General features: G+C 67.6%; 24 protein-coding genes. 16 read left to right on the top strand and 8 right to left on the bottom strand.

Translation table 11 applies throughout. The annotated features are described in order from the left end of the window. Positions 1 to 12: 12 nt before the first annotated feature. Together F0U60_RS09600 and F0U60_RS09595 are read left to right on the top strand one after the other, a co-directional pair. Positions 13 to 1,716 carry a kelch repeat-containing protein gene (locus F0U60_RS09600; protein ID WP_395816968.1) on the top strand — a complete coding sequence of 568 codons (1,704 nt, stop codon included), beginning with the start codon at positions 13 to 15 and terminating at the stop codon, positions 1,714 to 1,716. Between the two features lie 33 nt (positions 1,717 to 1,749). Further along, the gene (locus F0U60_RS09595) at positions 1,750 to 3,765 is read left to right on the top strand and encodes a kelch repeat-containing protein (RefSeq protein ID WP_395816964.1); all 2,016 of its coding nucleotides are present in this window, start codon (positions 1,750 to 1,752) and stop codon (positions 3,763 to 3,765) included. A gap of 90 nt (positions 3,766 to 3,855) precedes the next feature. On the opposite strand, the gene F0U60_RS09590 is transcribed toward F0U60_RS09595, so the two are convergent. Further along, the gene (locus tag F0U60_RS09590; RefSeq protein ID WP_395825151.1) at positions 3,856 to 4,110 is read right to left on the bottom strand and encodes a GNAT family N-acetyltransferase; all 255 of its coding nucleotides are present in this window, start codon (positions 4,108 to 4,110) and stop codon (positions 3,856 to 3,858) included. Positions 4,111 to 4,279: 169 nt separating this feature from the next. On the opposite strand from F0U60_RS09590, the gene F0U60_RS09585 reads away from it, so the two are divergent. From F0U60_RS09585 to F0U60_RS09560, 6 genes are all read left to right on the top strand, one after another. Beyond that, on the top strand, positions 4,280 to 4,417 hold the full coding sequence (locus tag F0U60_RS09585; protein ID WP_395816962.1) for an NPCBM/NEW2 domain-containing protein: 138 nt from the start codon (positions 4,280 to 4,282) through the stop codon (positions 4,415 to 4,417). A gap of 166 nt (positions 4,418 to 4,583) precedes the next feature. After that, on the top strand, positions 4,584 to 5,618 hold the full coding sequence (locus F0U60_RS09580; RefSeq protein WP_395816959.1) for an AI-2E family transporter: 1,035 nt from the start codon (positions 4,584 to 4,586) through the stop codon (positions 5,616 to 5,618). Continuing rightward, positions 5,618 to 6,568, top strand: a complete 951-nt coding sequence (locus F0U60_RS09575) for a prenyltransferase (RefSeq protein ID WP_395816956.1) — start codon at positions 5,618 to 5,620, stop codon at positions 6,566 to 6,568. Before F0U60_RS09580 ends, F0U60_RS09575 begins: the two co-directional genes overlap by 1 nt. After that, positions 6,565 to 7,290, top strand: a complete 726-nt coding sequence (locus tag F0U60_RS09570; RefSeq protein WP_395816953.1) for a ferrochelatase — start codon at positions 6,565 to 6,567, stop codon at positions 7,288 to 7,290. Before F0U60_RS09575 ends, F0U60_RS09570 begins: the two co-directional genes overlap by 4 nt. Beyond that, positions 7,287 to 8,195, top strand: coding sequence for a prenyltransferase (locus F0U60_RS09565; RefSeq protein ID WP_395816950.1), 909 nt, complete (start codon positions 7,287 to 7,289; stop codon positions 8,193 to 8,195). The genes F0U60_RS09570 and F0U60_RS09565 overlap by 4 nt, the downstream gene beginning before the upstream one ends. 9 nt (positions 8,196 to 8,204) lie before the next feature. Next, the gene (locus tag F0U60_RS09560) at positions 8,205 to 8,921 is read left to right on the top strand and encodes a lycopene cyclase domain-containing protein (protein WP_395816948.1); all 717 of its coding nucleotides are present in this window, start codon (positions 8,205 to 8,207) and stop codon (positions 8,919 to 8,921) included. Here F0U60_RS09560 and F0U60_RS09555 read toward each other — a convergent pair. Then, on the bottom strand, positions 8,918 to 9,682 hold the full coding sequence (locus tag F0U60_RS09555) for a hypothetical protein (protein WP_395816945.1): 765 nt from the start codon (positions 9,680 to 9,682) through the stop codon (positions 8,918 to 8,920). The genes F0U60_RS09560 and F0U60_RS09555 overlap by 4 nt on opposite strands. A 442-nt stretch (positions 9,683 to 10,124) precedes the next feature. Between F0U60_RS09555 and F0U60_RS09550 the strand changes: the two genes are divergently transcribed. From F0U60_RS09550 to F0U60_RS09540, 3 genes are read left to right on the top strand one after another with little or no spacing between them, the layout of a single operon-like run. Further along, on the top strand, positions 10,125 to 10,718 hold the full coding sequence (locus F0U60_RS09550; protein WP_395816942.1) for a hypothetical protein: 594 nt from the start codon (positions 10,125 to 10,127) through the stop codon (positions 10,716 to 10,718). Positions 10,719 to 10,727: 9 nt separating this feature from the next. After that, a complete protein-coding gene (locus F0U60_RS09545; protein WP_395816939.1) occupies positions 10,728 to 12,065 on the top strand; it encodes a flotillin family protein in 1,338 nt (445 codons plus the stop codon). Continuing rightward, positions 12,062 to 13,318, top strand: coding sequence for a flotillin family protein (locus tag F0U60_RS09540; protein ID WP_395816936.1), 1,257 nt, complete (start codon positions 12,062 to 12,064; stop codon positions 13,316 to 13,318). The genes F0U60_RS09545 and F0U60_RS09540 overlap by 4 nt, the downstream gene beginning before the upstream one ends. A gap of 54 nt (positions 13,319 to 13,372) precedes the next feature. On the opposite strand, the gene F0U60_RS09535 is transcribed toward F0U60_RS09540, so the two are convergent. The 4 genes from F0U60_RS09535 to F0U60_RS09520 all read right to left on the bottom strand — a co-directional run bounded on the left by F0U60_RS09535 (position 13,373) and on the right by F0U60_RS09520 (position 16,663). Then, a complete protein-coding gene (locus tag F0U60_RS09535) occupies positions 13,373 to 13,885 on the bottom strand; it encodes a hypothetical protein (RefSeq protein WP_395816933.1) in 513 nt (170 codons plus the stop codon). Continuing rightward, entirely contained in the window at positions 13,882 to 14,025 is a 144-nt protein-coding gene (locus F0U60_RS09530) for a hypothetical protein (RefSeq protein ID WP_395816929.1), read from the bottom strand. Before F0U60_RS09530 ends, F0U60_RS09535 begins: the two co-directional genes overlap by 4 nt. Before the next feature lie 199 nt (positions 14,026 to 14,224). Next, complete coding sequence (locus F0U60_RS09525; RefSeq protein WP_395816926.1) at positions 14,225 to 15,682, bottom strand: hypothetical protein; 1,458 nt, start codon at positions 15,680 to 15,682, stop codon at positions 14,225 to 14,227. A gap of 285 nt (positions 15,683 to 15,967) precedes the next feature. Continuing rightward, entirely contained in the window at positions 15,968 to 16,663 is a 696-nt protein-coding gene (locus F0U60_RS09520; protein ID WP_395816923.1) for a hypothetical protein, read from the bottom strand. Between the two features lie 342 nt (positions 16,664 to 17,005). On the opposite strand from F0U60_RS09520, the gene F0U60_RS09515 reads away from it, so the two are divergent. The 5 genes from F0U60_RS09515 (at position 17,006) to F0U60_RS09495 (ending at position 20,408) form a co-directional block, all read left to right on the top strand. Then, positions 17,006 to 17,893, top strand: coding sequence for a hypothetical protein (locus F0U60_RS09515; protein ID WP_395816920.1), 888 nt, complete (start codon positions 17,006 to 17,008; stop codon positions 17,891 to 17,893). Positions 17,894 to 17,979: 86 nt separating this feature from the next. Continuing rightward, positions 17,980 to 19,131, top strand: a complete 1,152-nt coding sequence (locus F0U60_RS09510; protein ID WP_395825148.1) for an IS4 family transposase — start codon at positions 17,980 to 17,982, stop codon at positions 19,129 to 19,131. Positions 19,132 to 19,140: 9 nt separating this feature from the next. Continuing rightward, a complete protein-coding gene (locus F0U60_RS09505) occupies positions 19,141 to 19,626 on the top strand; it encodes a lycopene cyclase domain-containing protein (RefSeq protein WP_395816918.1) in 486 nt (161 codons plus the stop codon). Between the two features lie 72 nt (positions 19,627 to 19,698). Next, positions 19,699 to 19,941: a hypothetical protein gene (locus F0U60_RS09500; protein WP_395816915.1), complete on the top strand. Its 243-nt coding sequence runs from the start codon at positions 19,699 to 19,701 to the stop codon at positions 19,939 to 19,941. Between the two features lie 2 nt (positions 19,942 to 19,943). Further along, a complete protein-coding gene (locus tag F0U60_RS09495; RefSeq protein ID WP_395816913.1) occupies positions 19,944 to 20,408 on the top strand; it encodes a DUF4150 domain-containing protein in 465 nt (154 codons plus the stop codon). A 99-nt stretch (positions 20,409 to 20,507) separates the two neighbouring features. Here the strand turns inward: F0U60_RS09495 and F0U60_RS09490 are convergent, their stop codons facing one another. Together F0U60_RS09490 and F0U60_RS09485 are read right to left on the bottom strand one after the other, a co-directional pair. Beyond that, on the bottom strand, positions 20,508 to 21,293 hold the full coding sequence (locus tag F0U60_RS09490; protein WP_395816910.1) for a hypothetical protein: 786 nt from the start codon (positions 21,291 to 21,293) through the stop codon (positions 20,508 to 20,510). Between the two features lie 21 nt (positions 21,294 to 21,314). Then, on the bottom strand, positions 21,315 to 22,421 hold the full coding sequence (locus F0U60_RS09485; RefSeq protein ID WP_395816908.1) for a hypothetical protein: 1,107 nt from the start codon (positions 22,419 to 22,421) through the stop codon (positions 21,315 to 21,317). Between the last annotated feature and the right edge of the window lie 15 nt (positions 22,422 to 22,436).

Below are 22,436 nucleotides of genomic sequence, written 5' to 3'. Positions count from 1 at the left end.
ACAGGACCCTCCGTGTCTCCGCTGCGTTCGTCCCCAGTCCTCGCCCTCATGCTGGCGGTGCTCGCCGGCTGTGAGCCCTCCTCGCCGCCCGCCGGCTCGTCCGCCACCGGTACCATGCGCCTGGCCATCGCCACGCCTGCGGCCGCGCCAGGTGACGTCGCGCGCGTCACCGTCACCGTGTCCGGAGCTGACATGAGCCCGCTGTCCAGCGAGCTGGTACTCACCGACGGAGTGTGGGGCGGCGTGCTCGGCGACATTCCGGCGGGCCCCCACCGCACCTTCCTCGCCCGGGCTTTCAACACCTCCAATGCCTTGCGCTACGAGGGCCGTGCCGAGGACGTCACCGTCACCGCCGGGACGACGGGCCTGTTGAGCCTCTCCCTCACGGACGTCTCTGTCCCGCCCCCCTTCACCAACGAGACGCCCCTCATCGATTCCCTGACGGTCAATCCCACGAGTGTGCTCCCGGGCGGCACGGTCTCTCTCTCGGCCAGCGCGCATGATCCCAACGCGGGCGACAGCGTGAGCTATACCTGGACGGCCCCCTCGGGCAGCTTCTCCACTCCTACCCAGGCGAACACCCGCTGGACCGCGCCGATGACCCAGGGCGTGGTGGGCCTGTCGCTCACGGTGCGCGACTCGCGCGGCGCGGCCGTCTCCATGAGCCTGCCCATCCAGGTGCGGGGCACAGGAGTGTCGAGTTGGAGCTCGACGGGCTCCATGGCCTCGCCCCGCTACGGCCATCAGGCGACCCTGCTCCCCACGGGCAAGGTCCTCGTCTCGGGGGGCCACAACGGCAGTACATACCTGGCGACGGCGGAGGTGTATGACCCGGCCACGGGCACCTGGACTTCCACGGCCCCCATGGCCTCGCCCCGCAACAGGCCCACAGCGACCCTGCTCCCCTCGGGCAAGGTGCTCGTCGCGGGAGGAACCTCCAGCGATACGACCTACCTGGCGACGGCGGAGGTGTATGACCCGGCCACGGGCACCTGGAGCCCCACCGGTGCCATGAAAGCCGCGCGCACCTTGCATACGGCGACGCCGCTGCCCGATGGCAAGGTGCTCGTCCTGGGGGGACTCAACAGCAGTACCTACGTGGCAACGGCGGAAGTGTATGACCCGGCCACGGGCACCTGGAACTCCACCGGCCCCATGGCTTCGCCCCACTTCAGCGCCACGGCGACGCCGCTGCCCGATGGCAAGGTGCTCGTCTCGGGGGGAGTCGATAGCAGCGGTGCCTACCTGGCGACGGCAGAGGTGTACGATCCGGTCACGGGCACCTGGAGCCCTACCCGCCCCATGGACACACCGCGTGGTTTTCACCTGTCGATGCCTCTGTCCAATGGCAAGGTGCTCGTCTCGGCGGGAAGTGGCAAAGGGAGCTACGTGACGACATCAACGCTGTACGACTCGGCCACGGGCACCTGGCAGTTCACCGGTTACACGTACACAGAACGCAGGGCTCCGACGGCGACGCTGCTGCCCGACGGCAAGGTGCTCGCCTTGGGGGGCTACACCACTAGCGCCGTGAACGAAGCGGAGGTGTACGATCCGGCCACGGGCAGCTGGAGCCTCGATAGCTATATGCGCCTGCCGCGCGAATGGCATACAGCGACGCTGCTCCCCTCGGGCATCGTGCTCATCACGGGGGGGACAAATTACAGCGGCGCCTTGAGTTCGGCGGAGCTGTATTTCCCGGCCATGGGCCGTTGAAACGTCAGTCCGCTTCCATCCAGAGAACAGCCCATGTCCCTTGTACGTCCCGTGTTCCTCCTTTCTCTCGTGCTGGCGGTACTCGCCGGTTGTGAGCCCTCCTCGCCGCCCGCCGGCACCTCCACCACCGGCACGATGCGCCTGGCCATCGCCACGCCCGCGGCCGTACCGGGTGACATCGCGCGCGTCACCGTCACCGTGTCCGGCGCCGACATGAGCCCGCTGTCCTCCGAGCTGGTGCTCACCGACGGGGTGTGGGGCGGCGTGCTCGGCGACATTCCGGCGGGCCTCCACCGCACCTTCCTCGCCCAGGCCTTCAACGCCTCCAATGCCTTGCGCTACGAGGGCCGTGCCGAGGACGTCACCGTCACCGCAGGTGCCACGGGGCTCGTGTCCCTCCTCCTCCAGGACAGCTCCGCGCCGTCCCCCTTCACCAACGAGGCTCCCCTTGTCGACTCGCTGGTGGCAACCCCCACCACGGTGGCGCCGGGCGGCACAGTCTCTCTCACAGCCAGCGCGCATGATCCCAACGCGGGCGACAGCGTGAGCTATGCCTGGGCGGCCCCCTCGGGCAGCTTCGCCACCCCTTCCCAGGCGAGCACCGTCTGGACCGCGCCGACGACCCAGGGCCCGGTGAAGCTGACGCTCACGGTGAGCGACTCGCGCGGCGCGAGCCTCACGCTGAACCTCACGCTGAGCGTATCCATGACCACTGGGGCGCAGGAGCTGAAGGTAGACTTCAACAGTGCGCCCAAGGTGGTGACGCTCACCTCCTCCCAATCCTATCTGGACGTGGGAAAGCAGACGGCCTTGTCCGTGTCGGCCACCGACCCTGATGGCGATGGCTTGAGCTACCAGTGGAGCGCGACGTGCTCGGGCAGCTTCACGGGGATGGACTCCGCCAGCGCCACCTTCGCCCCCTCGGCCCTACCCGCGGCGGCCTGCAACAACTGCCAGGTGAAGGTGGTGGTGACAGACGGCCGCGGTGGACAGAACACGGGCAGTCTGGCGTTGTGCATCTCCAAGGACACGGTCTGGACAACCCATGGGAGCTGGAACCCGACGGGCTCCATGTCCGTTCGCCGCACGACGCATCAGGCGACGCTGCTCTCCAATGGCAAGGTGCTCGTCTCGGGAGGAAGACACGAGACCAGCGACCTGGCGACGGCGGAGGTGTACGACCCGGCCACTGGCACCTGGAGCCCCACTGGCTCCATGTCCACCCCGCGCGCCTTGCATACGGCGACGCTGCTCTCCAATGGCAAGGTGCTCGTCTCGGGAGGAAGAAACGAGGATAGCTACTACCTGGCGACGGCGGAGGTGTACGACCCGGCCACTGGCACCTGGAGCCCCACTGGCTCCATGTCCACCCCGCGCTCCTCGCATACAGCGACGCCGCTGCCCAATGGCAAGGTGCTCGTCTCGGGAGGAACCACGACCGGTCATGTCTACCTGGCGACGGCAGAGGTGTATGACCCGGCCACGGGCACCTGGAGCAACACCGGCGCCCTGAGCGCACCGCGCTACTGGCATGAGGCGACGCGGCTCTCCACAGGCAAGGTACTCGTCTCGGGGGGAGTCAAGAGCGGTGCCGGCCTGGTGACGGCGGAGGTGTATGACCCGGCCATGGGCACCTGGAGCAACACCGGCTCCATGACCCAGGCTCGCGCCAACCATGAGCTGACGCTGCTACCCGACGGCAAAGTGCTCGCCACGGGCGGATACGATGGGCCGACAGAATTGTATGACCCGGCCACGGGCACCTGGCGCTCCACCGGAGCCATGACCGAGCCTCGTGATTCGCCCGGGGCGATACTGCTGCGCAATGGCAAGGTGCTCGTCTCGGGAGGGCGGTATGCCAGGGAGCTGCTGACGACGGAGGTGTACGACCCGTCCAAGGGAAGCTGGACTTCCGCCGGTCCCATGGCTGAGGCGCGCCGACTCCATACAACGACGCTGCTGCCCGATGGCAAGGTGCTCGTCTCGGGAGGCTTCAACTACAACAACAGCGTCCTGATGACAGCGGAGGTATACGATCCGGGCCCGTGAAACGCTCCCTCTCTGAGCGTGGTGCTCGATGCCCACGGCTTCGTCGAGCGCATGGAGAGCCCCGCGGGGGGCGCCACACTGGCGCAGCGCTCAGGCGTCGAGCGATTTGCGCAACAGGTGGATGACGTTCTCCCGGGTACGGGTCCGTTGGAGCGTCTGGCCCGTGATGGCGTAGCCCTGCCGCTGCCAGAACCGGAGCGCCCCCGGGTTCTGCTCCTGCACGACGAGCCGGAGCCCGGTCGCTCCCTGGTTTCGTACCCACCCCTCGAGCGCCCAGTGCACGCGCGCCCCGAGCCCTGCGTTGCACGTGTCCGTTCTCGACCAGGAACATCGGTCCCCCCCCAGGATGATGGAGTCCGGGAGTGTACTCCAGGCACGGCAATCATCCTGCCAAGCCGTTCAACGGCATACGTTGGATTCGTCTTCGGTGTGCTGAACCTGGTGAAGGCCTTCGCGGGGAAACCCGGGCGCCACCTCTCGCTCCTCTTCCTCGTGCCCATGTGGAGTCCGCATCATGGAGCCGTGGCCCCGCCGAGCGGGACCGGAGCACGTGAGCGTCAAAGACAAGCAACAGCTCCGACTGCTCGTGGGGAACGCGGGCGATGGCGGCACCTGCGACCACGAGGACTGGGCGGACGCGCGTCTGGAGTAAAGCCGCATAGCAATAGCGAAGTGTCCGATGCATGAGCATCGCGGGAAATCGGGCGACATACGTCGCACGGGGCTGACACTTCATGGGATATGCCCGTCTGAGCAGGAGGACGAGAAGAGGAGCTGCCACCTTGGCCACCGAATTGCCCGAACCTCGGGAGCGTCGCATGAGGGTGCTACCTGGTACCGCGCTTGTCGTCGCGGCGGTGCTCGTGGGGGCGGCACTCAAGGCGACGCACAGCATCTCGGCTCCCTTCACCTTCGCGTTCTTCGTGGCACTCCTGGTCTACCCGGTGCAGCACGCGCTGTGCGCCCGGCTGCCGAAACGCCTGCGCTGGTTGGGGACCGCTGCCGCGCTCTTGGTGATGCTCGTTGCCCTGGCGCTGGTGGGCGGCGCGCTCGCGCTCGCAGTGGGGGCCGCCGTACGTGAGCTGCCAGAGCACATGGACCAGGTGGAGGCCAAGCTCAAGCCGCTCCTGGCCTGGGCCCAAGCGCGGGGAATGCCTGTGAATCCGTCCCCCGAGGCATTGGGTCAGAGGGCCGCGGAGGCGGGTGCCGCCGCCCTCCAGGGCGTGGGGGGAGCACTGGGCTTCCTCGTGCTCGTCACCTTCTTCGTGCTGCTCATGTTGCTCGAGGCCCCGCGATGGCGGACCAAGGCCACTCGCATCCTGCCTGGGGATGGCGGCACGAAGGTTCTCAGCGCGCTGGCCGCGGCGGCAATCGCGGTGCGGCGTTATCTGCTCGTCATCACCGGCGTGGGCCTCGCCACCGCGCTCCTGGAGGGCGTGTTCCTCGGCATCGTGGGCGTCGAGCTCGCCCTCCTCTGGGCGGTGCTCTTCTTCCTCTTCAACTACGTCCCCATTCTCGGCTCCATCCTCGCGGCCATACCGCCCATCCTGTTCACGTTCGCGACACAAGGGCCGAGTCGCGCGCTCCTCGTGGCCCTGGGCATCCTCGCCATCGAGCAGGTGATGGGCAACTTCGTCGCGCCGCTCCTGGAGGGAAAGCAACTGCGGCTCTCGGCGCTGGTCGTCCTCCTGGCTGTCTGCGTGTGGGAATGGATCTGGGGCCCCGTGGGGGCACTGCTCGCGGTCCCCATCACCGCGACGGTCTTGATGGTCTGTGCGCGAATCCCCATGCTGGAGCCCATCGCGGTGGTGCTCGGCGCGCAAGGAGAACCGGCACAGGAGGCCCAACCGTAGTGCAACTCGAATCAATGAGGCCCGCGGCGCGGTGGTGGTACGCACTCAAGCCAGCGAGCTGGCCGAAGGTTTTCGTCCCCGCGCTGTTCGGGCAGGCCGTGGGAGCGGCCTCCGCCGGCCACCTGTCCTGGGGCGCGCTGGTGTTCGGCGTGCTGTGGACGGCCGCCGACATCATCTTCATCGTGCTGCTCAACGACTGGGGCGATCGCCAGGTGGACGTCCTCAAGCGTCGCATGTTTCCCCAAGGCTGCTCGCCGAAGACGATTCCCGACGGCATCCTCCCAGCCAAGGCGGTGCTCGCCGCGGGCCTCGGAGCCGGAGCGCTGGCGCTGCTCCTGGCCTGGGGAGCGGGTCTCGTCCTCGGGCGCCCGCTGCTGCTTCCTCTCGCGGCGCTTGGCCTGTTCATCTTCGTTGCCTATACGCTGCCGCCTCTGCGGCTCAACTACCGGGGCGGCGGCGAATTGCTGGAGATGGTGGGCGTGGGAGGAGTGCTCCCCGCCCTGCATGTTCATGCCCAGTGCGGAGAATGGACACCGACGTGGTTCGTCTCCCTGGTTCCGGGTCTGCTGGCGCTGTCCCTGTCGAGCGCCCTGGCCAGCGGCTTGTCCGACGAGGAGAGCGATCGCGCCGGGGGCAAACGGACCTTCACCACACTGCTGGGCAACCGGAGGGTCCGCGGAGCAACGGAGGCCTTGCTAGGGATGGGCGTGTTCCTCTGGCTCGCCGCATCGGGTCTGGCCAAGAACGCCCCGCCACTCGCCTCGGTCGTGCCCGCCGCGCTGCTCACGGGGGCCTTTGGCGTGCGGTTGAGGAGGAAGAGCCCCCTCGCGGTGACGAATGCCTTCGGTGCGCAGTCGGCGTACAAGGTGGAGTTGCACCGCGCCATCTGGTGGGGAACGTTCACGCTGTCGGCGCTCGTGCTCGCCGTGGGACTGGGAGGACGGAAGTGAGCGATCTTTTTGATGAGATCCTCGCCAGACTCGAGCCGCTGACGCCCCTGCTCGGGCCATGCGCCTCGCTCGATGCCAGCCGGCCCCGAGCGCTCCTTCCCGTGGAGCTGACCGCGCAGTTGCTGGAGGGCTGCTCTGAAGTGGAGCGGGCGAGTGCCTTCGCCCAGGGCTTGGGTGAGGTGGTACGGGCTCTCGTGGACGACTTCCCGGACAACATCTTCTGGGACCTCGACCACCTGGCCTGGCGGATGTGGCACGCTGGCGGGCCGCAGGAGATCTCCCGTTTCGCCCACCGGGTGATGGGTCTGTGCCGGGGCTTCGGCAACAAGTCGGAGCTGCGCTTCCGCTACGCCCACGACTTCCTGTACGGCTATGACTGGGCCCGCTGGGTGGCGAGCGAGCCCGAGACGCGTGCGGGCATCGGGCCCTTCGACGTGGCGTTCTTCGACTATCTCGAAGGACGGCTCCAGACGCTCATCGAGCTCATCTCCAAGAATGACGCCAAGTACGGGCAGCTCGAGGGCAAGGACTTCCGCAATCCCTTCACCTTCCGCCGCGAGCCGCGCGAGGAAGAGCATCTGCACCGGGTGCTCGCTCAGGAGGGCCTCATCCCCGTCAAGGCCTGGCTCTTCGAGGGTGAGCGCCGTTGGGACCTTCCGTTCACCGACCTGCGAGCTGAAACCGCCCAGCGCCTCGGATTCTCGCGGGAGGCCTCGCCGTGAAGGTCGGGAGGGAGACGCTCCGGGCCTGGATTCAGGCCTCGCGGTTGCCCTCGCAGTCGTACATCGCGCTCCCGCTGCTGCTCGGGCAGCTCATCGCCGTGCGCATGCAGGGCCGTGCGCTCGAGCTCGGGACCCTGGTGGGAGTGCAACTCTTCGGGGTGCTCGACCAGCTCTTCATCGTCTACGCCAACGACCATGCGGACCAGGAGACGGACCGCCGCAATCGGACGCCCACCCTCTTCTCTGGCGGCTCCCGCGTGCTGGTCGAGGGACGGCTCTCGCCGCGTGCGCTCGGCACGGCCGCCATCGTTTGCGCGGTCGCGCTGTTGAGCCTGTCGGTAGGATTGGCGGTGGCCCGGGGAGCACCGTTGCTCGTGCCGCTGGCGGTGGCGGCGCTGGCACTGCTGTGGGCCTACAGCCATCCACCGCTCCGGCTCTCCTATCGGGGGGGTGGGGAGCTGCTGCAGATGGTGGGCGTCGCCGGGGTGCTTCCGCTCTATGGATATGTCGCGCAGGGTGGAGAGCTCGGGCGCTTTCCCTGGGCGCTCGTCATGTTCCTGCTGCCGACCCACCTCGGCTGTGCCATCGCCACCGCGCTCCCCGATGAGCCCTCTGATCGCGAGAGCGGCAAGCTCACGCTCCCGGCGCGGGTGGGTGGCGAGCGGGCCGCCTGGGCCATCGTGGCGCTGAACGGGCTCACCTGGGTGCTGGCCCCGTTTGGACTGGGCTCCGTGGGCCTGAGCGCGGGCCTGGGGCTGCTGGTACCGGTGGTGGCGACGCTCGCGGTGCCACTGATACGTCCCGCGCCGCCTGGCTCCCGCCTCATCCAACTCCGGGTCGCGGCCGCCATCACCGCGACCTTGTCGACGATCGCACTCCCCCTCGTGGGACTGGCGCTCGCCTGAGGAGATGCCATGTCCTATGAGTTCCTGGTGCTGGCGCTCCTGTTCCTCGTTCCGGGAGCCCTCATGTGGCTCGCGCGTCCGGACCTGCGCTGGCTGATGGGGAGGGTAGCGTTGGCCTCGCTCCCGTTCGCGGCGACCGAATGGCTGTTCTATCCGGAGTACTGGACCCCGAGGTTCCTGTTCGACCTGGCGGAACGGATCGGCTTCGGCATCGAGGACGTGCTGTTCGTCGTCGGGCTTGGTGCCTTCTCCTCGACCGCCTATGCGGTGGCGTTCCGCCGGACGGTGGTTTCCAAGGGAGGGACGTCGAGGCACGGGTGGCGGGCCATCGGGGCCATCGTGCTCATGCTGGCGGTGGCCGGGCTGTTGAATGCCGTGGGCGTACCCATCCTCTACGCGGCCGTGGCGGCGATGGTGTCGTGTGCCGTGGGAGCCCTGGTGGTGCGTCCGGACCTGGTGCTCCCGAGCCTGTGGGGAGCGGGGCTCTCGGGCGTCATCTACCTCGGACTGTGCCTGGTCTTCGAGCTGCTCGTGCCCGGTGTCTTCGAACGCACGTGGCGACCAAGCATCCTGCTGCGAGGCCGGTTCCTCGGGGTTCCGCTGGATGAACTCTTGTATGGAATTGGCTCGGGCCTCGCGGCGACGGTCTTTCCCGCCTGGGCCTTCAGGCTCGAGTTCACGCCACTCCAGCGTCCGGATTCCAATCGAGTCGCGGCCGGACGCTAGAAGAGTTTTCTCATGGGCCGGTCCGACACCGATGGAAGCTGGTAGGTCATGCCCACGGAGAACCAGTTCCCGATCGCATCGTAAACGCCTACCTCTTCCGCCACGCCCTTGGCGAAGAGCAGCCGGTACTCGAAAGCGAGCCCCCATTTCTCGCTGAGGCGCAGGGTCGCCCCCACTGTTCCTCCGATCGTATAGGCGGCGTTCTCCACCGAGCCCCCTCCATCGAAGTACGAGGCGGCGAACAGGGGTCCCATGAGGACTCCCACTGAGGGAACCAGCCCCTCGGGCCCTATCTCCAGCCGCTTCTGGACGCGCAGGCCCACGAGAGAGCCAAAAGTCATGGCGTTCAGCCCTGGCTGGCCGGTGAGCTGCATTCGCTCGTAGGTGGCGAACAGATCGATTCCCAGCTCCAGCCACTCCATTGGCGAATACGCGAAGGTGGCCGCCAGCAGTGGCCCACCGATCGCCCCCGCTGAGCGCTTCAGTTTCAGGTTCCTCGGATGCGAATAGTACTCATCATAGAACCGGGTGTTGGGGGTGTACCGCCAGCCGGTCTGGAGCGAGAAGCGGCTCGAGCCCTCGAGCATCGGCGGGGCCTCTTCCTCGTCGTACTCCTCGTACTCCTCGTCGTACTCCGCGAAAGCGGTCGATGCGGAGAGGAGCACCAGGAGGAGCAGCAGCGGGTTGCGGCACATGTCGAGCCCTTTCGGCGCGGTGAGCCTTGCCCGATGATGCACCGGGTGGGCCAGCACCGTGCGCACCCACTCCCACTCTCAGCGACGGGGCAGCGAGCAGCGGGCAGCGGACATTTTACGTCACTCCCTGGGCGAAAATTGTCACCGAGGGGACCGTGACCGTGAGGAGGGGTCGTGCAAGTATCCAGACCTGGTTGCTGAGCGCGACGGACCAGTGGGCGTTGAGCCACGCATACCCGGCGCCATCCCCCTGGCGCCTGGAAGGTTGATCAATCCCTCTCATTTCGAGGGCAGGGAGTCTTCGCCTCCAATCACTTCCACCCGTTGGTCTGGGCACGAGGGGCCGCGCTCCCAGCGCAGGCGTCCTTCCTCCCGTCCTGGCGCTCGCTGAGCCCGGTGCGCGCGGAGCCGTGCAGTCTAAGAGCAGCATACGAATTCGCTCGCCGCGGATCCGGCCCGTCCACACCCTATTTCGTACCGAGGCACCATCGCCTCGCTCGGAGGGCCCATGTTCGCGCTGTACGTCACGAGCCTCATCATTGGAGGAGGGCTGCTGATCCTCTCGCTGCTCTCCGGCGGCGAGGCCGGGGAGGTGGACGGGCTCGCCGGGGGAGGGCCGGAAGGCTCGGAGGTGGGAGAGGGAGGCGCCCTGGGCAGAGCGCTCCCGCTGGCCTCCCTGTTCTTCTGGACCTTCTTCCTCGCCTTCTTCGGGTTGACCGGGGTGCTCCTGTCCACCCTGGCAGGGGCGGGGGCGCTGCTCACCGGCGGCCTGTCGGCGGGCATGGGGCTGGGCGCGGGGCTCATCGCGTCACGCGTGCTGCGCGGCCTGGGCCGCGCCGAGGTGGACAGCGTCATGCGGCCCGCGGATGTGGTGGGGCGGCTCGGCCGGGTGGTGGTGCCGGTGGGGAGGGACCAGCCGGGCAAGGTGCGGGTGGAGCTGAAGGGGCGCACGGTGGAGCTCCTCGCATATGGCGACACGGTGGTGCCGCTCGCGCCCGCCCACCGGGTGTTCGTGCATGACGTCCTGGAGGATGGCTCGGTGCGCGTCGTCTCCGCCGAGGAGCCGCGCGGCCTCCAGCCGCCGCCTGTCCCCGTCTCGTGAGGAGGTTCCATGGAGCTGTCCGCGAACAGTGAGTTGTTCATCCCCCTGGTGCTCGGCGCCGTGGTGCTGCTGGCCGTGTTGGTGGCCCTGCTGGTGGCCAAGGCCCTGGTGCACGTGTGCCGTCCCAACGAGGTGCTCGTCTTCGCCGGACGGAGGCACCGCGCGCGGGATGGCGGCTCGGTGGGCTTCCGCGTGGTGTCTGGCGGGCGCTCCTTCCGCATTCCCCTGCTGGAGCGGGTGGAGCGGATGGACGTGAGCCTGCTGTCGGTGCCCATGTCCGTCACCGGGGCCTACTCGCTGGGGGGCATTCCCCTCACCCTGCAGGCTGTGGCCAACGTGAAGGTGTCCTCCGAGCCCCAGGTGCTCGGCAACGCGCTGGAGCGCTTCCTCGGGCACGGCCGCACCACCATCTCCGAGGTGGCCCGGCAGACGCTGGAGGGCCACCTGCGCGGCGTGCTGGCCACCATGACGCCCGAGCAGGTGAACGAGGATCGCCTCACCTTCGCGAATCGGCTCACGGAGGAGGCCGGGGAGGATCTCCGCCAGCTCGGCCTGCAACTGGACACGTTGAAGATCCAGCACGTCTCCGATGAGCGGCGCTACCTGGACAGCATCGGCCGGGTGCGCATCTCCGAGGTGCTGCGCGAGGCGGAGGTGGCCGAGTCCGATGCGGTGCGCCAGGCCGAGGAGGCGGAGGCGGCGGCCCAGGCGCGGGCCCGGGTGGCCGAGGCCCAGGCGGAGGCGCGCATCCAGCAGCACCACCACGCCCTGGCCGAGCAGCGGGCCGGGCTCGAGGCCCAGGCGCGCTCGGAGGAGGAGCGAGCCCTGGCGGCGGCCGAGGAGGCCCGCGCGGAGGCGGAGAAGGCGCTGCAGGAGGTGCGTGCCGAGCTGGAGGAGCTGCGGCTGAGGGCGGACGTCATCGTCCCGGCGGAGGCCCGGCGGCGCGCCCGGGAGCTGGAGGCGGCCGGGGCCGCCGCGCCCGTGGCGGAGAATGGGCGCGCCACCGCCGAGTCCCTGGCGCTCGTGTCGGAGGCCTGGCGGGACACCGGGGGCCATGCGATGGAGATGTTCGTCCTCCAGCATCTGGAGGAGCTGCTCGGGACCGTGGCGGGCGCGGCCTCCCGGGTGCGGGTGGACACGGTGTCCCTGCTGGATTCGGGGGACGGCTCCACCCTGGCGAGCTACCTGCGCGCCTATCCCGCAGCGGTGGCGGAGCTGCTCCGGGAGGTCTCCTCCACGCTCGGTGTGGACATCCCCGCGGTGCTCGCCGGGCCACGCGAGGCGCCACGCCCTCCAGCGGATGGTGGTGGTCCACAACGGGATTTGGGAGAGGAGGCCTGGTCATGACGGTGTTCGCCGTGCTCGTCGTCGTCCTGGTGCTGGCTGCGGCCGCGGTGGCGGCGGTGGCACAGAAGCTGATCCACATCTGCCAGCCCAACGAGGTGCTCATCTTCTCCGGGACGCGGCGGCTCGTGGAGGGGCGGCCCGCGCGCTACCGCCTGGTGCACGGCGGGCGTGGCCTGCGCATCCCCCTGCTGGAGCGCGTGGACGCGTTGGATCTCACCAACATGGTCATCGCCGTGGGGGTGAGGGGCGCCTACTCGAAGGGCGGCATTCCCCTCAACGTGGAGTCGGTGGCCAACGTGAAGGTGGCCAGCGGGGAGCCCATCCTCGGCAACGCCATCGAGCGCTTCCTCGGCAAGCCGCGCGAGGAGGTGGTGCGCGTGGCGAAGGAGACGCTGGAGGGCAACCTGCGCGGGGTGCTGGCCACCCTCACCCCCGAGGAGGTCAACGGCGACCGGGCCCGCTTCGCACAGTGCCTGCTCCAGGAGGCGGATCATGATCTCAACAAGCTGGGGCTGGTGCTGGACACGCTGAAGATCCAGAGCGTCTCGGACGACCGGGGCTTCCTCAACGCGCTGGGCCGCAAGCAATCGGCGGCGCTGCAGATGCGCTCGCGCATCGCCGAGGCGGAGAACCAGACCCTGGCGGCCGAGCGAGCGGCGCACAACCGCGAGGTGCGCGAGGTGGCGCGCCTGGAGGCGGAGTTCTCCGTGGCCCGCGCGGACGCGGAGCGGCGCATCCTGGAGGCCCGGGCGAGGCAGGCGGCCCGGGTGGCGGAGGAGCGGGGCGCGGTGGCCTCCCAACTGGCGCGCGCCCGGGCGGAGGTGGACGTGCAGCGGGTACGCATCGAGCAGGTGCGACTCCTGCTGGAGGCGGACGTCCTCAAGCCGGCCGAGGCGCGGCGCCAGGAGCAGGTGGCGGCGGCTCGCGGGGCGGCCTCCCGCATCGTGGAGGAGGGCCGGGCGACCGCCACCTCTCTCTCGGCGCTGGCACGCACCTGGCAGGACTCGGACGGGTCGGCGCGGCAGATCCTCCTCGCCCAGAAGCTCGCGCCCTTGTTGGAGTCCCTGCTCGGACCGGTGGGGCAGGCCCCCGTCGAGCGGCTCACCGTGCTGGACGCGCGCCTGGGAGGGAATGGGGAGCTGTCCTCCCGCGTGGCCCTTGTCGGCGAGCAGCTCAAGCATGTGCTCGGGGTGGATCCGCGCGAGCTGCTCCGCCGGCTGGCCGGGCCTCCGCCAGCGGCGCAGGACGCCTGAGCCTCGTGGGGGCACGCCTGCTCAAGGCGAGTTAGACCTTCGCGGGCGAGCCCCTCACAGGTCCAACCGACTCAGCTCAAATACGAACATGCGACAGGCAGGGCCTGGAGCGGCTGTGCCGCTACGGGGCGCGCGGAGCGCTGGCGCTGGAACGTTTGTCGCAAGCCCGCTGCCGGACGGCACACCGCACCTCTTCTTCACCGGGATGGAGGTGCCGTTACGAACCTTGTCTACGAACTCCTGGGCGCCCACCAGCCCCCGCTGGGGTTTCCAGCTCTCCACCGTCACACCCATCAGCCGCTTCACCAGCTTGGGGTCAAGCATCTCCGAGGCACGGGCGACGTGCTGGTTGATCACCACGGAATTGCTCAACCAGGGGGAGCTGACGCCCGCGGTGATCCGGATCTGGATCCTGCCCTCCTCCAGAGGCTTGTCATTGGAGTAGACCATCATGAAGCCGCTCTCGCACTCAGACTCGGGGGAGAGGCCGCCGTCCGGCCCGAGGTGGGTGTAGAGGGAGTCCTTGACCCGGCCCAGGCGGTGGATGGCGTCCTCCAGGTTGCTCAAGCCGGCCGCAGCTCGACCCGGGCTTTCGCCGTGCCTCCCCAGGCCACCAGCTCGTGGAACATCGGGTGCAGCTTCTGCAACTCGAGCAGGAAGTGCCGGGTGGCGGCAATGTAGTGACGCAGCGTCAGCCGCCGATTCATCCAATAAGCACCCAGAAATTGACCTACCATGCGCCAACGCCCTCACGGTTTGGGGGTTATGAATGACTTTGATACCCTTGAGATTGTTTTCCTTGAAGCTCGAACGCACCAGCTCGGCACTGCCCTTGTCGGAGACGTGCCACCCGATGGACACTCCCTTGGCGGCCTGGACCTGCTTCCTGGCATCCGAGAGGACGGCTCAGCTCGCCAGCGCGTAACCCAGCAGCCATTCCATTGTGCCCAGGCCCTCGCAGTCCGCACGGTTTGAGGCGAAGTGCGACTGCAGCGTGGGGCTGTAGCAACGGTATACGGGCAGGGTGTTCGGCTGAGCGTCGCGGTACAGCCACCCTGCCGTTCGCAGCCGCGTGTACCCGGCGGACGCGCACATGCCGTCATTGGTGAGCAGGTGGTCCGGGTGGCCGGGCCACGTGCTCACACAGTCCTCCAGTTTGTTGCTGGGCAACGTGGGGTGGGGCTTCGTCATCACGTAGCCCAGCAACTTGTCGTACGCGTAGGTGTTGTAGTTGCCCACTACGGGCGCGGTCGTGGTCCAGCGGTCCTTCGCGGTGGCGCTGAACCAGCGCGACAACGCGAGCCCCACCTGCGGCGTCTGCGGCGACGCGGCCACGCCCATCCACACGTCGCGGAACACGAGGTAGCGCTTGTCGAAGCCCTCCCCGGGCTGGATATAGACATACGTGAGCAGGAAGCCACTGCCGACCTGATTGCTTACGTCGCCGTAGTTCATCACGCTCGGGTACGTGACGAGTTCCGTGGGCGCGGGCCGGCTCCAGTTGTCGTCCTCCAGCGGGATGAGCGGGTCCCCCACCGAAGTGAAGTTCACTTTGTTGCTGGAAAAGGACAGCCGGAGCCCGCCGAACCAGCGGTCCGGCGTCAGCAGGAGGACGTCCCCGTTGGCCGTCCAGCGTCCCGCTGACGTGCCCAGGAAGCCGAGCGCCGTGGCGTCTCCGCCGAGCCCCGGTTGGCTCCACGCACCATTGAAGTATTTCATCCAGTTGCCCGGCCCCGGGTTGGATGCAGGCGCGCGCGCCACGATGGTCCGCCAGTCGCGGGCGCGCAGGCAATAGGCGTAGAGGTAGCCGTCCTTCCCGTCGATGACGGTGCAGTCACCCTCACCCGTAACTACGCCCGGAGTGGGCGCGTCCGTGCCAGTGATGATCTGCCCGCGCACCGACCACGAGAGCCCCTCGTCCGTGGACCATCCGTAGGCCATGGACTTGTGCGTCTGCCCCGCGCCATAGTTGCAGGAGCGCTCCGCGTGGATGAAGCCGTGGACGCCGCCGGACACCTGCTCCGTGTCGTTCATCCACTGGCCGCAATCGTTGTAGGTGCCTGCGGCACCCGGGGCCAGCACGCGCCGCCGCGCTCCGCCCGTGGACCATGGGTCCGAGCCGTCAACCGCGTACGACGACGCGTTCGAGCTGAAGCCCCGCCGCTGGCCATTGGCGAGCTGGATTTCGTTGTACGGGCTGTCCAGCTCATCCGCCGCCGGGCCCCGCGTCACCAGCGGACGCCCCAGGCGGATGGTCAGACATTGCGTGCAGAAGGTCTGCGCGGGCGATTCTCCAGGGACCGCCAGTAGCGACGCCAGCAACAGCAGACCCCAACCCATTTGAGACAAAGACAGACGTGCCATGGGATGCTCCCTTCCGTGATTCGGGGAGAGCCCATACCATAGGCGAGGGCAAAGAGCCGCGATGAGGTACAGCCCCCTACACTGTCGGCATCAAGCGCGAGAGGCGGTGCCCCCGAGGTCGTTGGGGCATGCGTCCACGCGACAGGCGTTGAAAGGGCTGCGCGAACTCCGCCGCGTGTCGTGCCAGGTCGCGCTGCTCCAGTTCTTTGACCCCCCTCAGCGAGCATCGATCCCCGCGAGCTGCTCGCAGCGTTGCCGGACGTGGAGCATCCGTAAACGCAGGGCTCATTCAGGCTCGCCGAGTCCCGAGAACACGGACGCGAGCGGATGAGCCACTTCGGGCGGGAACCACTCCGACAGGAGGGGCACCAGCCTGCGGGCGAAGTCCTCCTGCGCCTTCCGGGCCGCGAGGGCCGCTCTCGCAAGCATCAGGGGGGAGAGGCGCCAGGCACGAAACACCCCGTTCCTGTCCGGCTCTTCTTCACGGAGGAGCAGCCACTGCTCCTCCGTGGAGGCGAACACCTGGGGGTGGCCGATCCAGAATCCGTCGAACCGACCGCGTGCGGCGGCTTCCCATCTGTCCAGGTTCCTCAGGTCGCCGCAGCACCTGGGGGTGAGCACGACGTGCTCGCCTTCGAACAGGACCTGGCCTCCCGCCATCGGGGAGACATGCTCGAAGGGATCCACCATCTTCGCTGGGTCCTTCGACTCCAGCTGGACCCGGAGCAACTGGCGCAGGGCGTGAGGGTCCGTGAGCCGTGAGACCGGGACGAGCCAGGTTCCCGGGAGCAAAGGCTCCAGCCGGATGCCGGCCTTCGCGAGGTTGTGTTCCCAGTAGCATTCCATGGGAACGTCCTCGTCCGGGCCCTCGGGGCGAGGGTCGTCCAGGCGGCCATAGGGTCCCGGCTCGAACTCGACGACGGGCACCAAGCGAAGGTCGCCGGACAGTGTGACGGTCTCGAATGTGGGGGGAGGCGGCATGTTGTCTCAGCGTAACAGGGGTGATGCCTGGGCAGCCCCTCGTACAGGCGCGGAGGGCGTTCGAGTAGACGGGCGTGTGACGGTGCGTGGAAATGGCATCGGCCCGGAGAGGACGTCAAGGGTGAGGGCCATGGATTCCACGATCGACCCGGCCACCTGTCTGCCCTGTGGTGCTCTGGAGCCTCTCCAGCGCTGCACTTGCCTTGACGCCCGCTGCGGCGACAGTGGCCTTTGTGCCGGGGCCGGCTTCGGAGGTCACGTGGGTAGTTGCAGGTGCGCCACCAGCAACACGCTCTCTATCAAACCGACGACATGAACCTACGGTTCCGATAATAAGGGTGGATGGCCGAGTCCAAGAACAACACTCCATCCATTATCGACGTGCTCGATTCTCCGCCGGCAAAGCTCGTTTCGGCGCTTTTTGGCGATGTGTTGTCTCTCGGCGGTGCGCTCAAGGGAGGATACAGCGCGGTTCGCGGATGGATGTCGGAGCGACGAAACCTGCGAGCCAGCTCGGGTAACGCGGAGGCCGCGGTCGGGCTCCTTCTCTCCGCCGAGCAGGTGTCACAAAAGGATGACGTCCCCCTCGCGGCGCGGCGACAGGTGCTCTTCATCGTAAGTGCCTTCGCGGAGGCTTGGGGTCGGTGCCGCGCATACGGCTTCTCCGATCCGGATATCGACCTCAATACCATCCAGGACGAGTTTGCGTCACTGCTGAGCACGCACTGGACCACCGCCAGCGCCGCCGACCATCCCAACGTGACCAAACAGGAGCGCTACCTACGCCGCCTGGTTGGAGACCCGCTTCGCACCTCCTGGTACGAAGCCCTCTGGAAGACCCTCACCGACCCGGCATGGGCTCCACCGCTGCTCGCGCCAGACCGGAGGCGCAGCTTCGAGCAGTTCTTCCGGCTCGCTTACGGCACCGCGCTCGCGAGTCACGACGGCGAGGAGGTGCGCCGCTACATGGAGGGCCTGCAATCGCAGCGAGCCGACGCGATCCGGCAATTGCTCGTACAGGACATCGCTGGGTGGGGCGCTCGCCATGTGTTTGGCAACGTATCGCATCACGAGCAATTGCCGGACATCCCACTCGCCGAGATGTACGTCGAGCCATTGGCAAATCACATCGGCATTACACGCGGCAAAGCGCCTCCTCGTCCAGTCCTCGGCTTGCTGCGTGAGCTACTCCGCAAACGTCGCATCGTCGTGATCCAGGCGGACATCTGAGGCATCCCCTCATTTAGCAAGCTGGCGAGGAGGGGGTCGGTAGGCTGTTTAGTTCGAGCAGTAGGGTCATGGACGTTACCGGAGAAGTGGGTACTTCAGCTATCAACGAGCAGCAGGTCCATGAATTCCTCTCCAGCCTCTTCGCCGAGGACGTCCACGCCAAGCGGGTGCTGTCACTGTCGCTGGCGACGCTGGGGGTCATCCACGCCGCGAGTTTGTCGGTGTACGCCATCGGGCAGGCCGTGGCGGTGGCGCGAGGCACCAAGGGCAAGCACGGGGTGAAGCAGGTAGACAGGTTGCTGTCCAATGCGGGCTTGAACGTGTGGCACCTGTTCAGTCTGTGGGTGCCGTACATGCTGGCCCAGCGCACCGAGGCCGTCATCGCCTTGGACTGGACGGACTTCGACGATGATGACCACACCACCCTGGTGGCTTCGCTGCTGACGAAGCACGGCCGCCCTACGCCCCTGGTGTGGCTGACAGTGCACAAGTCCACCCTCAAGGGCCAGCGCAACGACGTGGAGGACACCGTCCTGCTACGCCTGCGCGAACTGATTCCGGGCGAGGTGAAGGTGACGGTACTTGCCGACCGGGGCTTCGCTGACCAGGCACTGTATGCGCTGCTGGCGCAGTTGGGCTTCTCGTACGTGGTGCGCTTCCGCAAATCCATCACGGTGACGAACACAGACGGGGAGCGCAAACCCGCGGGGGAGTGGGTGCCGAAGTCGGGCCACCTGCGCACGCTCAAAGGAGCGCGAGTCACGGCGGACGAGACAGAAGTGGCTGCCGTGGTGTGCCTGAAGAAGAAGGGCATGAAGGATGCCTGGTGTCTGGCCACCAACCTGGTGGATGCCTCCGGTGCCGAGGTCGTCGCGCTCTACCGCCGCCGTTTCACCATCGAAGAGGGTTTCAGGGATGTGAAGGACTTGCGCTTCGGTATGGGCCTGTCTTCGGTGCGCATCGCCGAGACGGACAGGCGAGACAGGTTGCTGCTGGTCAGTGCCCTGGCGTGCGCGCTGCTGACGCTGCTGGGGGCCGCGGGCGAGAGTCTCGGCATGGAGCGCTACCTCAAGGCCAACACCTCCAAGAAGCGCACCTACTCCCTCTTCCGTCAGGGATGTATGTACTACAAGGCCCTGCCCATGATGCGAGAAGCCGAGTTGCGTCCGCTCATGGAGCGCTTCGCCCAACTCGTCCGTGAGCAGCTCGTTTTCCGCGAAGCTTTCGGTCTCATCTAAAATGAGGGGATGGCTCAGCTTGGTGCCTTCTCCTCGACCGCCTATGCGGTGGCGTTCCGCCGGACGGTGGTGCCCAGGGGCGGGACGTCGAAGCACGGGTGGCGGGCCATCGGGGCCATCATGCTCATGCTGGCGGTGGCCGGGCTGTTGAACGCCGTGGGCGTGCCCATCCTCTACGCGGCCGTGGCGGCGATGGTGTCATGTGCCGTGGGAGCCCTGGTGGTGCGTCCGGACCTGGTGCTCCCGAGCCTGTGGGGAGCGGGGCTCTCGGGCATCATCTACCTCGGACTGTGCCTGCTCTTCGAGCTGCTCGTGCCCGGTGTCTTCGAACGCACGTGGCGACCGAGCATCCTGCTGCGAGGCCGGTTCCTCGGGGTTCCGCTGGATGAACTCTTGTATGGAGTTGGCTCGGGCCTCGCGGCAACGGTCTTTCCTGCCTGGGCCTTCAGGCTCGAGTTCACGCCGCTCCAGCGTCCGGATTCACGCTCTGGGTAGCGCTTGCTGAATTTCGAATCGCTCCTCCCGTGAATTCCGGTCCTCATCTGGGACGGCGAGTGGGTGGAGCGGGTGCAGATCTATACCCAGGACCAGAGCCCATTGACCCAGGGCCGGACGGCGAGCATCAAGGTGACTGTCAGGCGGCCTGGCTTGACGGGCGTGACCGCGCTGGCCTTGGGCATGCGTCACGTCCTCACGCTCGATAGCGACGGCACGGTGTGGGCCTGGGGTCGTTCGGCGGGGCCGTGTGCTCCGGCGGGCGCTCGCACCGCGTGGCCTGGCGCGCTAACATCCCTCTTCTTGGAGGTGTAGCCATGCCCGTCAACACCGGTGTCAACAAGATGTCCGTGGTGACCAAGGAGAGTGGAGGTATCACCACGGCCTTCCCAGACGTGTGCAAGACCCCCAGCCCAGGGGGACCCGTCCCCATTCCCTATCCCAACGTGGCCCAGTCCTCGGATACAGACAAGGGCACGAAGAAGGTGTCCGTGGGCGGCAACCCGGTGTGTGTGAAGGACTCCAATTTCAAGACGAGCACCGGTGACGAAGCAGGCACCGCCGGCGGCGGCGTGGCCTCCAGCAAGACGAAAGGCAAGGCCGAGTTCGTCAACTTTTCCTTCGACGTGAAGTTCGAGGGCAAGAACGTGGCGCGCGCTTTCGACCTGATGCTCCATAACGACAAGAACACGCCTCCGTTCCCCGTCATGCAGGGGCCTGTCGTCGCCATGGCCGACAAGGAAGAGAAGTGCAAATGCCTCGTCTGCGAAGAGGAATTCTAGCGGCGTTCATCCCAGAATTCCTCTCTGGACTCGCGAACCGCCGCCCTACCAAGCCACCCTGCGTGCCACCAGCCACACCCGGCTGCCGTTGGAACCGGCCTACGCCAGCGGCACCAGCCATGAGGGGTGAAGCACCACGGCAGCCTTCCCGAGCGCCAACCGAGGGCAATAGCGCAGATAGGTATTCGGAGGAGGTAGTCCCGCCCGCTCCGCGAGTCGCAACAGCGCCAGTCCTTCCATCCACAGAGCACGGTGGGGCAGGAAGCTCAGTCGAGGCAGGGTGCGCGCTCGCGCCTGGTGCTCAGTGAGCTCTTCGTATGCGGCGTGGGCCGCGTCGAAGGCCAGGTGGAAGCTGCGGCCGTCCTTTTCGACCAGGGCTCGAGCCAGCGCGATTTTGTGGGACTGGGTCTCCGCGCCCACTGCCTCCAGCTTCTCCAGCCGCTCCGACAGCAACGTGCCTGCAGAGTCCCCTGGGAGGACCAGCGCCTGCAACACCGAGGCCCAGGCAAAATCGTCCTCGTACTCCTCGCCCCTCTGCCACTGCCGGGCGGAATGCACGGCCAGCTCCGCAGCCAACGCCCACTGCTCCGCGGCCAGCGCGTTCAACAGCGGCACGTTCCGAGTGGCGGGGGGCGGAGTCCAGCCACGCCGCCCCAGATACGACAGCAGCCGGCGCCAGTTCTCCGCGGACTGGACCAGATTCTGGAGGAAGTAGCGCGTGCTACCCTCAAGCAGCAGCGCGCCCGCCGCCAGCACCTGGAAATGCTGGCAGACGCTCTCCACCCTTCGGACGGACGTGTCGCGGTCCGCAGCTGAATTGAACCGCTCGAGCAGCCCGGGAAGTGTTTCCAGGGAGTCTTCAACGAGGGTCGCAAGCTCGCTCATGGACGGGCACCAGGTGGGTCTTCAGAAAGGAGGGGCTGATGGGGCAGAGACGATGAGTGCGGCACGCTCGGGTCCATCCGCCGCCGAGAGGACAGCAAGGGTCGACGAAGCAGGCGCCTGGTGACGCTGGATGCCACGGACGGCGACACACAGCCCGACCGCACCGGAGGCCGCGCCCGTGTTCCCGAATCCCATGGCGGGGTGCCAGACGCTCAGCCCACCACCGCCGATGCCCCGGCCCCGCAACTGGAGCTGCAGTCCTCCCAGTTCCATGGCACGACGTTGCTCACCGTCGTGGTCGCTGACGAGGAGCAGCCTGTCCGTGGGAACTTCCGCCTCCTCGAGCGCTTCAAGCAGGCACCGCGCCAGGACCTGACCGATCGGAGTCGAATCCGGCTCCTCGCCGCGTGGCTCGTATCCCAACCGCAGGCCGCGGATGAGGGCCAACGGGACCTGGCCATCGCCCCCGCGAGGAGCGCCGAGACAGGCGACCACGGCCGCCTCTCCCGGAACAAACCCCACGGGATTGTCCGCCGTCTTGAGCCAGCCTTCCGCCAGCATGGCCTCCAGCACCTCGGGGATCACCAGGCTGTCGGCCGCGGCCACGAAGCAGGCGGGGAAGTCGCGCTGTCTCAGTCCTCGGTGGGCCGCCTCCAGTGCATGGCCGAAGGCGGCATGACCTCCGCCAAAGAAGTGCCAGGACTGACGCCCCTTCCTCAGTCCAAGGTTTTCGAAGACCTGCTCCAGCACCCGCTGTCCAAGCGCCGAGCGCTTTCCCGGAACGTCCTGCCAGAGCTCAGGTTCCACGGGGATGCCTCGCGCCATTGGATCCGGGAGAGCGAGGAAGACGGGCAGCTCGGACGCTAGCCACGGCAGGGCGGCAGTAGAGGACAGATCCTGGAAGGCATCGCAGAGCAACGCCACCAACCGCCCCACGCCCCTGAAGCCAAAGCTCACCCCGGGCACTTCGAGCACGGGGAGGGGTTGAGGCTCGGCCTCTCCTCGGGCACGGCAGACCACCTCGCGCGAGGGCGCCACGCGGGAGATACCGGCCCGATGGGCCGCACATGCCTGGACGACACCGCCCAACGGCGAGCTCATCCCCAGGGCAATGATACGGGAACTCACGATGGATTCCCGCTT

It is taken from the genome of Archangium minus, from assembly GCF_044360475.1.
GTDB lineage: Bacteria > Myxococcota > Myxococcia > Myxococcales > Myxococcaceae > Archangium > Archangium minus.
This window is presented reverse-complemented; position numbering and strand designations above follow the sequence as displayed.

Bases quoted from the DNA above. Each gene is read 5' to 3' on its own strand.
- F0U60_RS09560 (WP_395816948.1), top strand. From the start codon at position 8,205: ATGTCCTATGAGTTCCTGGTGCTGGCGCTCCTGTTCCTCGTTCCGGGA.
- F0U60_RS09520 (WP_395816923.1), bottom strand. From the start codon at position 16,663: ATGCCGCCTCCCCCCACATTCGAGACCGTCACACTGTCCGGCGACCTT.
- F0U60_RS09595 (WP_395816964.1), top strand. From the start codon at position 1,750: ATGTCCCTTGTACGTCCCGTGTTCCTCCTTTCTCTCGTGCTGGCGGTA.
- F0U60_RS09525 (WP_395816926.1), bottom strand. From the start codon at position 15,682: ATGGCACGTCTGTCTTTGTCTCAAATGGGTTGGGGTCTGCTGTTGCTG.
- F0U60_RS09530 (WP_395816929.1), bottom strand. From the start codon at position 14,025: ATGAATCGGCGGCTGACGCTGCGTCACTACATTGCCGCCACCCGGCAC.
- F0U60_RS09545 (WP_395816939.1), top strand. From the start codon at position 10,728: ATGGAGCTGTCCGCGAACAGTGAGTTGTTCATCCCCCTGGTGCTCGGC.
- F0U60_RS09540 (WP_395816936.1), top strand. From the start codon at position 12,062: ATGACGGTGTTCGCCGTGCTCGTCGTCGTCCTGGTGCTGGCTGCGGCC.
- F0U60_RS09505 (WP_395816918.1), top strand. From the start codon at position 19,141: ATGGCTCAGCTTGGTGCCTTCTCCTCGACCGCCTATGCGGTGGCGTTC.
- F0U60_RS09490 (WP_395816910.1), bottom strand. From the start codon at position 21,293: ATGAGCGAGCTTGCGACCCTCGTTGAAGACTCCCTGGAAACACTTCCC.
- F0U60_RS09580 (WP_395816959.1), top strand. From the start codon at position 4,584: ATGAGGGTGCTACCTGGTACCGCGCTTGTCGTCGCGGCGGTGCTCGTG.
- F0U60_RS09550 (WP_395816942.1), top strand. From the start codon at position 10,125: ATGTTCGCGCTGTACGTCACGAGCCTCATCATTGGAGGAGGGCTGCTG.
- F0U60_RS09585 (WP_395816962.1), top strand. From the start codon at position 4,280: ATGGAGCCGTGGCCCCGCCGAGCGGGACCGGAGCACGTGAGCGTCAAA.
- F0U60_RS09495 (WP_395816913.1), top strand. From the start codon at position 19,944: ATGCCCGTCAACACCGGTGTCAACAAGATGTCCGTGGTGACCAAGGAG.
- F0U60_RS09515 (WP_395816920.1), top strand. From the start codon at position 17,006: ATGGCCGAGTCCAAGAACAACACTCCATCCATTATCGACGTGCTCGAT.